At 52.2% G+C, this 12,170-nt stretch carries 11 protein-coding genes; 6 read left to right on the top strand and 5 right to left on the bottom strand.

Annotated elements, in window-relative coordinates; genetic code table 11:
* Window positions 1-18 precede the first annotated feature (18 nt).
* Entirely contained in the window at window positions 19-2,526 is a 2,508-nt protein-coding gene (hrpB, locus tag L9P36_RS02295) for an ATP-dependent helicase HrpB (protein ID WP_237464582.1), read from the top strand.
* Window positions 2,523-4,856, top strand: a complete 2,334-nt coding sequence (gene mrcB, locus L9P36_RS02290; RefSeq protein ID WP_237464580.1) for a penicillin-binding protein 1B — start codon at window positions 2,523-2,525, stop codon at window positions 4,854-4,856. The genes hrpB and mrcB overlap by 4 nt, the downstream gene beginning before the upstream one ends.
* A 123-nt stretch (window positions 4,857-4,979) precedes the next feature.
* Here mrcB and L9P36_RS02285 read toward each other — a convergent pair whose 3' ends face one another.
* Window positions 4,980-5,480, bottom strand: a complete 501-nt coding sequence (locus L9P36_RS02285; protein WP_237464579.1) for a protein YgfX — start codon at window positions 5,478-5,480, stop codon at window positions 4,980-4,982.
* A complete protein-coding gene (locus L9P36_RS02280; protein ID WP_237464577.1) occupies window positions 5,480-5,764 on the bottom strand; it encodes an FAD assembly factor SdhE in 285 nt (94 codons plus the stop codon). The genes L9P36_RS02285 and L9P36_RS02280 overlap by 1 nt, the downstream gene beginning before the upstream one ends.
* A 202-nt stretch (window positions 5,765-5,966) precedes the next feature.
* On the opposite strand from L9P36_RS02280, the gene ygfZ reads away from it, so the two are divergent.
* The 4 genes from ygfZ (at window position 5,967) to L9P36_RS02260 (ending at window position 8,894) form a co-directional block, all read left to right on the top strand.
* Window positions 5,967-6,983 (top strand): tRNA-modifying protein YgfZ, encoded by a 1,017-nt coding sequence (ygfZ, locus tag L9P36_RS02275; protein WP_237464576.1) that lies wholly within the window; start codon window positions 5,967-5,969, stop codon window positions 6,981-6,983.
* An 8-nt stretch (window positions 6,984-6,991) separates the two neighbouring features.
* Complete coding sequence (locus L9P36_RS02270) at window positions 6,992-7,510, top strand: aminoacyl-tRNA deacylase (RefSeq protein WP_237464574.1); 519 nt, start codon at window positions 6,992-6,994, stop codon at window positions 7,508-7,510.
* Window positions 7,511-7,522: 12 nt separating this feature from the next.
* Window positions 7,523-8,473 carry a LysR family transcriptional regulator gene (locus L9P36_RS02265; RefSeq protein WP_237464572.1) on the top strand — a complete coding sequence of 317 codons (951 nt, stop codon included), beginning with the start codon at window positions 7,523-7,525 and terminating at the stop codon, window positions 8,471-8,473.
* 217 nt (window positions 8,474-8,690) lie between these two features.
* Entirely contained in the window at window positions 8,691-8,894 is a 204-nt protein-coding gene (locus L9P36_RS02260) for a DUF1107 family protein (protein ID WP_237464571.1), read from the top strand.
* A 74-nt stretch (window positions 8,895-8,968) separates the two neighbouring features.
* Here the strand turns inward: L9P36_RS02260 and L9P36_RS02255 are convergent, their stop codons facing one another.
* From L9P36_RS02255 to L9P36_RS02245, 3 genes are all read right to left on the bottom strand, one after another.
* Window positions 8,969-10,204 (bottom strand): FAD-dependent monooxygenase, encoded by a 1,236-nt coding sequence (locus L9P36_RS02255; RefSeq protein WP_237464569.1) that lies wholly within the window; start codon window positions 10,202-10,204, stop codon window positions 8,969-8,971.
* An 8-nt stretch (window positions 10,205-10,212) separates the two neighbouring features.
* Complete coding sequence (gene ubiH, locus L9P36_RS02250; protein ID WP_237464567.1) at window positions 10,213-11,493, bottom strand: 2-octaprenyl-6-methoxyphenyl hydroxylase; 1,281 nt, start codon at window positions 11,491-11,493, stop codon at window positions 10,213-10,215.
* 77 nt (window positions 11,494-11,570) lie between these two features.
* Window positions 11,571-12,140, bottom strand: coding sequence for a YecA/YgfB family protein (locus L9P36_RS02245; protein ID WP_237464565.1), 570 nt, complete (start codon window positions 12,138-12,140; stop codon window positions 11,571-11,573).
* Window positions 12,141-12,170 lie beyond the last annotated feature (30 nt).

The raw sequence follows: 12,170 nt of genomic DNA, 5'->3' as shown, positions 1-12,170 counted from the left end.
ATGATATAAGGAAGCAACTTGTCTCTACCCATTGATGCCGTGCTCGATGCGCTCCGCTCAGCGCTACAACAAAACGCACAAGTGATCCTCAAAGCGCCACCAGGTGCCGGTAAATCAACCCAATTACCACTGAGCTTAGTCACCCATCCTTGCTTTGACGGCCGGATTATTCTGCTCGAGCCGCGCCGATTAGCCGCGCGCAATATTGCCTATTATCTCGCAGCCCAGCTGGGTGAGTCTGTGGGAGAGCGCATCGGTTTTCGCGTTCGCGGCGAAAGCAAAGTGAGCGCGCAAACTCGCCTTGAGATCGTCACCGAAGGAGTGCTCACGCGCATGTTACAGCGCGATCCTGAGCTCTCCGGCGTGAGTCTGGTGATTTTTGACGAATACCACGAACGCTCTCTTCATGCCGATACCGCCCTTGCCTTTTGTTTAGAGAGTCAAATGGCGCTGCGTGATGATCTGCATCTATTAGTGATGTCGGCCACCCTTGATCAGCAAGCGCTGCAAGATCTCTTACCTGACGCAGCTTATATTGAATCGCAAGGTCGCTGTTTTGCTGTGGATATTCATTACCGCCCACTCAGTGCCCAGCAATATCTGGATGAAGCACTTGAGCGCGCGGTGCTCTTTGCCAGCCAAAATTATCAGGGTTCGATCTTGGTATTTTTACCGGGAACTGGCGAGATCAAACGGCTTCAGCAGCGCTTAGAAGCCAGCCTTGATCGGCAGATTGCCATTTGCCCGCTATACGGTCAGCTTGATGCAAAGGCGCAGCAAGCCGCCATCGCGCCTGCGCCATCAAATCAGCGCAAAGTGGTGCTCGCCACCAATATTGCAGAAACCAGCTTAACCATTGAAGGGATTGAGGTGGTGATTGACAGCGGCCTCGAGCGGCGTGCCCATTGGGATGCCAAATCTGGGATCAGCCAGCTAAAAACAGTAAGCATTGCACAAAGTAGCGCTGAGCAACGCGCTGGCCGAGCCGGCCGTCTCATGCCTGGCCACTGCATTCGCCTTTACAGTGAAAGTCATCTGCAGCAGCAAGCCAAAGTCCCCATGCCAGAAATTTTGCGAAGTGATCTAAGCCAGTTAGCGCTAGAGCTCGCACAATGGGGCTGTAGCGATGCAAGTGAGCTAAGCTGGCTGACGCAGCCCCCAGCAGCGCATCTTTCACAGGCGCAAAAACAACTACAGCAGTTAGGGGCGCTCACCCACAACTTGCAGCTGACCCCGCTAGGGCAACGGATGAGCCAAATTGGTACCGAGCCACGCTTAGCCGCCATGCTGGCGCAAGCGCAACATGAAGCGCCCAATGCCCTACCACTATGCGCAATCATCACCGCGCTACTGGAGGATCCGGTCAAGCAAGCGAGCAGTAATTTCGCCACACAGCTACACCTATTCCAGCAGCAAAAATTAGCCCCCCGCTATCGCCAGCGCGCGCAACAGCTCCTGCAGCAGCTTGCACCTAAGCAACAGGTGACTTGGCAAAACCTAAATTGGCAAGATATCGTCCTGCGTGATGATGAATGCGCCTATTGGCTCAGCTACGCCTTTACTGATCGTCTTGCGCTTAAGCGCGGTGACAGCCATCGCTATCAGCTTGCTAGCGGTCAAGGGGCGCAACTGTCTCAGGACGATCCTCTCAGCCAATCTCCTGCACTCTTGGTGCTGGCGCTCAATCAAACGCAGCAGGGCGATAGCCGCATTTTCACTGCGCTGCCCTGCAATATAGAAGCACTTGCCCAGCGCAAACCACAGGCCTTTGACTGGCAAACGGTGGTCTTTTGGCATGAAGAAAAAGGTGCGCTGATTGCAGAAGAGCAATACCGTTATGGCCAATTGATTCTGGCTCGAAAACCCGCCCCTTCCAGCGCGATGAGCACCGAAGCCAAGCAACAAGCACTTGCGCAGGCGCTCAGCAAGCAGCTTGAAAAGTCTGGGTTAAGCGCACTTCCGATGACAGAAAGCGCTTGGCAAAAACTCACCCGTGCGCGCTGCGCCGCTCATTGGCAAGCAGGCGGCCCGTGGCCAGCGCTAGATGATGCAGCGCTCATTGCCAATGTAGATACTTGGCTCGCTCCCTTTTTAACCCAGATCAATCGCCTCAGTCAGCTTGCTCAGTTAGAGTGGCACAGTGTCCTTGATAGCTATTTGGGCTGGGATCAGGTGCAGTGGCTCAGCCGCGAGCTACCCACTCACTTTACCAGCGCCATCGGCCATCGCTACGCCATTGTTTATCACGAAAATCAGCCACCTTGTTTGTCATTACGCCTACAAGAGATGTATGGTCAGAGCCAAACGCCTATGGTGGCCGAAGGCAAACAGGCTGTGATGCTTGAGCTTTTATCGCCGGCACAGCGACCCATTCAGCGCACTCAGGATCTCGCTGGCTTTTGGCAAGGCAGTTATAAAGAAGTGCAAAAAGAGATGAAGGGACGCTATCCCAAACACGTCTGGCCTGATGATCCCGCACATCATCAGCCCAGTTTAAAAACCAAACGACAGCAGCAATCGTCATGACCAACGCAAAGAAAACACGCAAGAAAACCACGAAAAAGGCGCGCAGTAATCAAAGCGCGGTGAAAAAACCATGGTATCAACGCCTGTTTTGGCTGGGCCTAAAACTCGCGCTGGTTGCCATTGCGATCCTGATTGTAATCGGTATCTACCTTGATGACCGTGTACGCCAACGCTTTGATGCCAATCAAATGTGGGAGCTTCCTGCGGTGGTTTATAGCCGAACCCTCACCTTAGAGCCGGGTGCGAGCTATAACATTACCCAAGTCAAACAAGAGCTAGATGCACTGGCCTATAGCAAGGTTCGCGATCCACAGCGCAGTGGCGAGTATTCGGCATCCAGCAGCAAAATCGAAATGATTCGACGCCCCTTTGACTTTATCGATGGTCCAGAATCTGAGCGCCATGTGATGATCAGCTTTGCTGATGGTAGCGTGCAAAACATCGTTGATGCCGAGAGCGGTAAACAGCTCGGCTTTTTGCGCATAGAACCGAAACTACTGGGCCTTTTGGAATCAGGCATGGATGAGCAGCGTCTCTTTTTGCCGCGAGAGCAGTTCCCTGAGATTTTAGTCGATGCCCTATTGGCCACCGAGGATCGCGATTTCTACCAACATGGCGGCGTCTCACCCATGGCTATTGTGCGCGCCTTTGCGGTCAACCTACAGGCCGGGCGAACTGTGCAAGGTGGCAGCACGCTAACGCAGCAGCTCGCGAAAAACCTATTTTTAAGCACAGAGCGCACCCTATGGCGTAAACTGCGTGAGGCCTATATCGCACTCATTATCGACCATAGATATAGCAAAGATCGCATTCTCGAAGCCTATCTCAATGAGGTCTATCTCGGACAAAACGGTAGCGATGAAATTCATGGCTTTGCGCTTGGCGCTCGACTCTATTTTGGTCGCCCGATTCAAGAGCTGCGCATTGACCAACTGGCGCTGCTGGTTGGCGTGGTCAAAGGCCCATCCTATTACAATCCATGGCGCTACCCTGAGCGCGCGCAAAAGCGTCGCGATCTAGTGCTAAAAATCATGCTGGAAAATACCCTGCTCAGCGCTTCAGAATATGAGCAAGCGGTCACCCGCCCACTGGATATTCAAAGCAAAGCGAAGATCGCCAGTCGTCAGCCCGCTTATTTTCAGCAGCTCAAGCGAGAGCTCAAAGCCAAAGTCGGCGATGCCTTTTCGCCAACCTTAGGGCTGCGCGTCTTTACCACGCTTGACCCGGTATCACAGCAATTTTTAGAGCAAACCATTCACCATGATGTGCCTAAAATTGATCGCACCGGCAAACTAGAAGCGGCAGGCGTCATTGCTGATCGCCAAAGCGGAGAAATACGCGCCATGGTCGGTGGTGTCGATGCCAGTTACGCCGGCTTTAACCGCGCCACAGATGCCAAGCGACAAATTGGCTCGCTGTCTAAACCTGCGGTATATCTAGCCGCATGGCGCGAGCCAAAACGCTTTGATTTAGCCACCCCCATTGCGGATAAACCCATTACCCTACGCAGTGAAGATGGCAAAACCTGGCAACCGCGAAATTACGACCGTAAATATCGAGAAGAGGTACCCGCCTATCAGGCACTGGCCAAGTCTCTGAATGTGCCAACGGTTAATCTTGGTATGGCTGTGGGGCTGGACAAGGTGATCGATACCATGGTACTGCTTGGTGTACCAGCTAATGAGATCCCTAAACTACCATCCATTTTATTGGGTAGCCTGACCCTATCGCCTTATCAAGTCACGCAGATGTTCCAAACCATTGGTAACAGCGGTCGCTATGCTGAGCTCACAGCACTACGTGCCGTTTCCACCCAAGATGGTCAGCAGCTCTATCACTTTATTCCGCGCTCTCGCCAAGTGGTAGCCGAGCAAGCTGCATGGCTGACGGTGTATGGGATGAAACAGGTGGTCGCCCAAGGCACGGCGCGCGCGCTGCAAGGGGAATTTGGTAAAGCCCAGTTGGCTGGTAAAACAGGCACCACAGACAATAACCGTGACAGTTGGTTTGTCGGCATTGATGGTCGTGAGGTGGTGACCATTTGGCTTGGCCGAGACGATAACCAGTCCACCAACTTAACGGGCTCTTCAGGTGCCCTCAAAGTGTACCGCCAATATTTGAAACGCCGCATTCCAGAGCGCTTGCAACTCAGCTGGCCAAGTGAGATTCGCACCCTGCCTTACAGCTGGCAGCAAGATCATAAACGCTTAGTCTTTGACTGTGATGGCGAGGTGATGGTGCCTGTGTGGGATGTGGACCAAGCCAAGACCAAGGCCTGTGAGAAAGCTAAAAATGAGAAATCTTGGGTGGACCAAATCTTCGCTTGGTAAGCCTTGTTGTTAATCACGACATGCCGTTAACCACGACTTGATGGTCATCACTCAATAGCGAGTCTGATTCATCGTCAGAGCAATAAAAAACGCGCCTAATGGCGCGTTTTTTATTACAAACATTCAAGATTTAAATGATTGGCCTTGGCTAATCGCCAATAAACTCAAACTCAGCCAATCGCGATAAGCCGAATGCCCTAATGGCTGCTGGTCTAAATCATAAAGTCCATCGCAGCAAATCAGTAGTCGCTGCCCCTCTCCTGTTTGCGTGCGAAGCTGACATATCATCAAATAACGGCTGTAACCCTGAATGCGCTCAAGCTGATAGCGCCGCTGATCCAGCCATAACGCCCCTTGTCGATTTAACTGTAGTCTTTGATAACCAGTGGTTCGGTTGTCATGAACTTGCTGCCAACGCCTGTAAAGTAATAGGGCGCAAAACAAGGCCGCTGCAATCTGAACCCACAGCACCATACTCAAGGCGGAAATCAAAATCAGCGTCATCAGCGCGAAATAAAGTGCCCAAGTCAGCCGCTCAAAAAGACGCGAAGGCCCCAATAAAATGGGGCCCATCTGCTGCTTGCCGAGCGCCATATTTGCGCTGTGTACAGGCTCGCTAGCCATCACTCAGCAGGCGTTCTCATCTTGCTGCGATTATGCGCCACTACCTGAGCCGTGATATCCACCAGCGCAGGATCGTCACTTTTGCCATGACCCATCATCCATTTAAATAGATCCGGATCATCGCAGTTAAGTAACGCAACAAAAGCTTGCTGACGCGCTTCACTGAGCGCCTCAAAACACTCGTCATAAAAAGGCATAATCAGCACATCGAGCTCTAGCATACCGCGTCGACAGGCCCATTTAATTCTGGCGCGCTGCTCCGCCGTCCAAGTTACTTGACTCATGTTCACTCCTTGGCAAAGTAATATTCAAAACTGTGATGCAGTGTAGCAAGCCTTACCCATGCGAACTATGCTATCGCCCAACCGCAACACGAAAGCGTGAGATGCTCCTCGTCTCGATGACCGACACGTCATCTCGCAATGGCTGACAAGATGCTAGGAGCACAGTAACATAAGTACAACTCTTGATGATGGAACTTCTGTGATGACGCAAACCACACCCTCTTTTACCATCACCCATGGCCGCCTCAGCAGCCAAGATGCCCTGCCTGATTGCGCGCTGGTTCCCCTGCCGCATTGGGCGCTGATTGATGCCTTTGGCGCCGATTGCAAAAGCTATCTTCAAGGTCAACTGACCTGCGATGTCACCGCGCTCGAAGCTAATCAATGGACCTTTGCCGGCCATTGCGATGCCAAGGGCAAACTGTGGAGTATTTTCCGCTTGTTTCATCGCCCGCAATTGGGTGAGCAGGGCCTTAGCCTCTTACTCCCTAAAAGTGTGCAAGCGCAACAACTCGCCGAGCTGAAAAAATACGCTGTTTTTTCAAAAACAACGCTCAGCGACAGTAGCGATCACTGCTTTGCGATTCTGGGCTCACAAGCCAAAGCAACCTTGGCTAAAGTTCTCGATAACATGATCGATAGCGCCCTCGATATGGCAGAGCATCCTGTGCTCAACCTTGAGCAAGGCACCATTTTAATGCTCGATAGCACCCGCTTTGTTATTTGCGCCAATGACAGCCAACTGGCCTTTTGGCAGCAAAACTTGGCACAACTACCTGTACATGAACCTTCACTCTTTGATTTGATGGCACTACAAGCCGCAGAGCCTGTAGTGGAGCAAGCGCTGAGCAACCAATACTTGCCGCAAGCCTTTAATTTACAAGCGCTAGCAGGCATTAGCTTTAACAAGGGCTGTTATATTGGCCAAGAGATGGTGGCGCGCGCCAAATACCGCGGCGCGAACAAACGTGCCAGCTATGTAGTCATGGGCACGCTTGCGAGCCCAAATACGCAGCTCACTGCTGGTGATGCCCTGCTTCGCCCTGCTGCAGAAAGCTGGCGTGATGGCGCGACGGTGCTTTATAGCTATCACTTTACCGATGGGCCTTGTTTGGCCATGGCAGTGATGAATCAAGATCTTGCGCCGGATACGCCGCTGCGCCAAACCGCTGAAGGCAGTGACTGGCAGATTCAAACCCTGCCCTATGCGCTCGATTAAGCCCAGCGATGAACCAACTGATCATTGATACCGTGGTCACGCGCCTATTAAAGGCGCGTGATATTGCCTTTGAGCTGCGAACCCACGAGCCACTTCAGCAAGTACATGCGCTGGCCAAAGCGCGTGGCATATCGCCAAGCATCATGGTCAAATCACTGCTGCTTCAAGATATGGGAGGGCAACTAGCACTAGCTTGCGTCCCAGGCGATCATCAAGTGGATCCACGCTTGGTCCGCGCCGCCTTGGGCTGTCGACGAATGACCTGCGTTGCGGCAAAGGATGTTGCCAAACTCACTGGCTTTGCCATCGGCACGGTCACCCCCATTGCCCTCACCCAGCCACTACCGATTCTTTTTGATCACCAATTAGCGCAGCATGCCGTGCTCAGTATTAGTAGCGGCGATCCGCGGGCTGGTGTGTTATTAGCGCAGCAAGATCTAGTCGCCCTGTGCCAACCGCAATGGCATTCATTGTGCCGCGACCAAACACCGCAACAAGATGCGGACACTTGCGCTGACATCAAATAAAGGAAGTGAAAGATGATGGATGAGATTAACTGGCGACGCATCGATCTCAATTTGCTGGTGAGCTTTCGTGCTCTCTATCAACATCGTCATGTCACCAAAGCGGCCGCAATGATGCACTTAGGCCAATCAGCGATGAGCCATAATCTGGCCAAGCTGCGCACCCTTTTTGCCGATCCACTGTTTGTGCGCCAAGGCCAACAAATGCAGCCCACGCAGCGTGCCAATGAGCTTGCCGTGGTGATTGACCAACTGCTGGGCTCTATCGCCCATGAACTGCTGAATCCAAGTCAATTTGAACCTAGCCAATATCGCGGTCAATTTCGCATTGGCCTCACCGACTATGCTGAGCTCATTTTTGCGCCGCAGCTTTTTGATCGCCTTGCCGCCTTAGCGCCGCACTCTCAGCTGGTGCTGCGCCATGTGGATCGCGCTAATTTTAGCGAGATGCTCAGTGAAGGCACTGTCGATCTAGTGCTTGGTGGTATTGCCCATTCACCCGAATTTGCCAAGCAAGGGATCGCCTGCGCCCATCTCTATCATGAGCGCCATCTCTGTTTATTTGACGCCCATGCCTGCGAACTCGATGGCTGCTTAACCCTTGCCCAATTTGCCGCAATCCCCCATGCATTAGTCAGCCCTGAAGGTCGCTTAGAAACGGCCATTGACCAGCGCTTACAGGCACTTGGATTGCATCGACGGGTACAGGTTTGCTCTCGCCACTTCCAAAGTGTGGCGCAGCTACTGCAGGGACGAAAATTGATCGCCACAGTTGCCGAATTGATGGTGAAACAAGCCAATCTGATTGGCCAATTACAGGTCTGTGAGCCGCCACTGGCGGTGGATGACTTCGAGGTGCTGCTTTTGTCACGTCTGCACGATAGCAAACACCCGCGATTGCAATGGCTCAGCAGCCAAGTCACCGAGCTTGTTCAAGCCCAAGTCAAACAACTCAAAGCACAATAAAGGCTTAACCCAGCGATATGCACCTTTGAGTTCACATTTTAAAACAATGGTTTATGTGAAATTTGGCAGAATGATCACAGCGCCATAGGGAACTGTGCGCTAGCATTGTGTTGATCTCTCATTTCATGAATTTGGCCAAAATTTTTCATCCGATTGTCACAACAAACCAGATAAAATATTAAAAAGTAACAGCAAGACCACGACAAAAGGAAAATATATGCGTGAATTTCAGCGCTATCTACCGAAGCTGATCGCTAAGCATGTCACCCGTCTATTCGCTGGTGATATCTATATTCAGGGATTGGGTCAGTTCCATTTTGCCAAGGGAAAGCTTGAAGTGCCGCAACAAGCAGAGCTTGATCATTACCGCGCCGTCAAGGAGATTAACGGCGAGATTAAGCGCTTAAAGTTAGCCGCATAAAACGGCTAGGCACAAAAAAGCCATGCATCGCATGGCTTTTTTATTGCGCGCTGAACAAGCGCCTCGCTAGTTGATTAGCCTTTGGCCATCTCAGGTAATTCACCAGTTAAACCCAATGCCCGATAAAGTAACTGATCTTTCAGTGGCTCGCAGCGGCTGACCAATTGCATGCCCAATTGACGAATCCCTTTTTTCAGTGGATTGTTTCCAGCAAACAGATCATGAAACCCTTGCATGCTGGCAATCATGGTTGCAGCTTCTGTTTTACGCCAGCGTGCATAACTTGCCAGCACTTGCGGATCACCTATATCTTGCTGCTGTCGATGGAGCTCACGCAGTGTTTGCGCCAAAGCAGCCGCATCTTGCAGGCCAAGGTTGACCCCCTGCCCTGCCAACGGATGAATGGTATGCGCGGCATCACCAATCAAAACCGCACGCGCTTGCACGAGATCGCGAGCATAACGCATTTTGAGTGGATGCACTTGACGCTCACCTTGCAGCTTGCAAAGCCCCAAGCGATGATCAAATGCCACCGTTAAATGTCGTTCAAACTCAGTGATATCTGCATTGAGCATGCGCTGCGCTTGCTCTGGCGGTAAAGACCAGACAATGGCACTGAGATGTGATTGCTCCAGCGGCAAAAAAGCCAGCGGCCCCTGCGAGCTAAAAATTTGCCGCGCCACATTGTCATGTGCCAACTCAGTTTCAATGGTCGCTACCAATGCATGATGATCATAATCCCATTGCAGCATGGGCACAGCCATTTGTTGGCGCAACCATGAGTTGGCACCATCGGCGCCTACCACTAATTTCGCCGTCAGACTTTTCTCACCACCCTGCGCATCATCCTTGCTCTGACGCAACATCAACCAAGCTTCTTGGCGACCATATTGAATGCGCTCGCAGCGCATTCCGGTGAGCAACTGAATGTGCGATAACTTCTCGCAGCGCTGCCACAAGGCTTGGCTAATACGCCGATTTTCAACGATATAACCTAAGTTCGGTTGACCAATACGCATCGCTGAAAAATCAAGCTTGGCATTTCCATCACGCTCCCAAACCTGCATCGCGTCATAGAGACCATGGGCACCTTGCACAATGGCAGGCCAGGCTTTTACCGCTGTTAAAATATGCTCACTGGCACGACTTAATGCAGACACGCGATTATCGCGCTGGCGCTCATCCACATGAGGCGTATGACCGGCTTCAACCACAGCCACGGTTAAGCCACTTTGCTCAAGTGCTGCGGCTAAGGTTAAACCCACCATGCCACCACCAAGAATCGCAACATCAACACTATTTATTTCCATTTCGCTCATCATTGTTGCTCCTCTTGTGGGCCGGCTTTGATCCCTTGCCCCAGTTGTTGAATGTGTTGTCGAAGCGGCGCGCAGTGCGATGCCAACATCAACCCAAGTTGTCTGCCCAGAACCATCGGCCAACTGGTCTGGCGAAACAGTTGCAGTAATCCCACAGTGCCGCTCAGTAATTGCTGACGATCAGGCGCACGGCGCGCAGCATAATCAGCAAGTTGCGCGGTCGAACCCAATGCGTTTGAGCCAAAGATGGCGTGGTGTTTGGCAATTACATCCACCAGCGTATCGACATCACGCAGCCCCAAGTTAAAGCCCTGCCCCGCAATCGGATGCAGGGTTTGTGCAGCATTACCCACTAAGACGCCATGATGTCCCACCAATAATGGTTGATGGTGGCGATTGAGTGGGTAAGAGTGGCGTGTTCCCACTTTCAAAAAACGCCCCAAACGCCAGCCAAAGGCGTGCTGCAGCGCTTGTAAAAATTCATTCTCTGGCAATTGCTGAAACGTCATCGCTTGCTCTGGTGGCAAGCACCAAACCAAGGACATCTGCCCTTGCCCACCAACGGCAAGGGTTTCTGCGCTCGATTGCATTGGCAGCAGCGCCACTGGGCCTTGCGCGGTAAAACGCTCAAAGGCGCAGCCATGATGCGGCAGCTGGCAGGCAATATTGGCAATAATCGCGCTTTGTTGCAGATCTAGCACTTGGTTTTGCAAGCCCAAATGCTGCGCCACTTGCGATTGCGTGCCATCTGCGCCGACTAATAAACGCGTAGTCAGCAGGGTGCCATCGGCTAATTGCAGCTGATGGCCTTGTTCGATCGCTTGCATCTGACAAATGGTTGCCGGCGCAAAACAGCGAACGCCGCGCTCTGCGAGCATCGGCACCAAAGCCTTTTGCACATCGCTCAGCGCCATCACCCAACCATGCTGGCGCTGACCACACTGCGGGTTTAGGCTCACCATGCCGCCATGGCCTTGATCGCTGACATGAATGGTCTCAATCGCGCAACCTTGATGCTGCAATGCAGGCCAAATACTATCTCGCTCTAACCGGCGCTGGGTATGCAAATTGAGCGCAATCACCCGCGCATCAAAGCCGCTTTGCACTTGGCTTTCGCAGGGCTCGGTAGATGGCGCCAGCGGCGCACGTTCAATCAGCGCAACAGAAAGTTGCGGGCAGCGCTGGCGCAGCGCTAACGCCAGGGTAACACCTGTCATCGCACCGCCAACAATCGCGATATCAACATCAAGCTGGGTTGGCATTGGCTTTAAAGTTTGCATAGGTATGGATATCGGTACAAAGGTGGGCAATCAGAGCGCTGGCTTTTCATCTGCAATCACCACCATCAAGCAACAAATTAATGCAAGGTTGGCTGCTGCGCACCTTGCTCAGGGCCAGCAAGCTCCAGCGCAAGAGTCAACACGCACACTTTGACGTGCTCAGTTACCTGCTCAAATAACATGCTTTGCTCTTCTAAATCATCGTCTTCATCAATACCCAACTTAGCGATCTCTTCTAAATCAGCGAGCACTTCTTTGGCTTCGGCTGACATGTTGCTTGGATCGATATTGGCCAAACCAAGGCCAGAAAGAAAATGGTTCACCCATTCAGCAAGGGCATCAGCGCGATCCATGAGGTTTTCTTCATCATCAGGCATTAACAAAGTGAACTGAAATTGCTGCGCCTTCATCTCATCACTGCTCGCTTGTACTAGTGCACTCACTGCTTGCTGCGCTGCGTGAGGCCAAGCTTGGCCTTCATTGGTATATTCATTGAGCAAAGGCTGCCAAGCATGTGCCTGCGCCGATACGCCACCGGCCAAAATGCCACTGACCAAACCATGTAATTCGGCGGGTGAAAGCGCCAAACCATGCTGGCGAAGAAGACTGTCAAAGGCGAGGTAATCTGGGTATTGAACTTGGCTCATGGCGCTCTCTTTTTTGAACTAAATGGGCAT

The sequence above is a fragment of the Vibrio stylophorae genome (genome assembly GCF_921293875.1).
Lineage (GTDB): Bacteria > Pseudomonadota > Gammaproteobacteria > Enterobacterales > Vibrionaceae > Vibrio_A > Vibrio_A stylophorae.
The sequence above is the reverse complement of the archived record's forward strand: the minus strand, read 5'-3'. Positions and strand labels throughout refer to the sequence as shown.

What these genes read in the sequence shown, in the direction of transcription:
- ygfZ (WP_237464576.1), top strand. Translation starts at nt 5,967, where the DNA reads ATGACGCAAACCACACCCTCTTTTACCATCACCCATGGCCGCCTCAGC.
- L9P36_RS02265 (WP_237464572.1), top strand. Translation starts at nt 7,523, where the DNA reads ATGATGGATGAGATTAACTGGCGACGCATCGATCTCAATTTGCTGGTG.
- L9P36_RS02255 (WP_237464569.1), bottom strand. Translation starts at nt 10,204, where the DNA reads ATGGAAATAAATAGTGTTGATGTTGCGATTCTTGGTGGTGGCATGGTG.
- L9P36_RS02270 (WP_237464574.1), top strand. Translation starts at nt 6,992, where the DNA reads ATGAACCAACTGATCATTGATACCGTGGTCACGCGCCTATTAAAGGCG.
- L9P36_RS02285 (WP_237464579.1), bottom strand. Translation starts at nt 5,480, where the DNA reads ATGGCTAGCGAGCCTGTACACAGCGCAAATATGGCGCTCGGCAAGCAG.
- L9P36_RS02260 (WP_237464571.1), top strand. Translation starts at nt 8,691, where the DNA reads ATGCGTGAATTTCAGCGCTATCTACCGAAGCTGATCGCTAAGCATGTC.
- mrcB (WP_237464580.1), top strand. Translation starts at nt 2,523, where the DNA reads ATGACCAACGCAAAGAAAACACGCAAGAAAACCACGAAAAAGGCGCGC.
- ubiH (WP_237464567.1), bottom strand. Translation starts at nt 11,493, where the DNA reads ATGCAAACTTTAAAGCCAATGCCAACCCAGCTTGATGTTGATATCGCG.
- L9P36_RS02245 (WP_237464565.1), bottom strand. Translation starts at nt 12,140, where the DNA reads ATGAGCCAAGTTCAATACCCAGATTACCTCGCCTTTGACAGTCTTCTT.
- L9P36_RS02280 (WP_237464577.1), bottom strand. Translation starts at nt 5,764, where the DNA reads ATGAGTCAAGTAACTTGGACGGCGGAGCAGCGCGCCAGAATTAAATGG.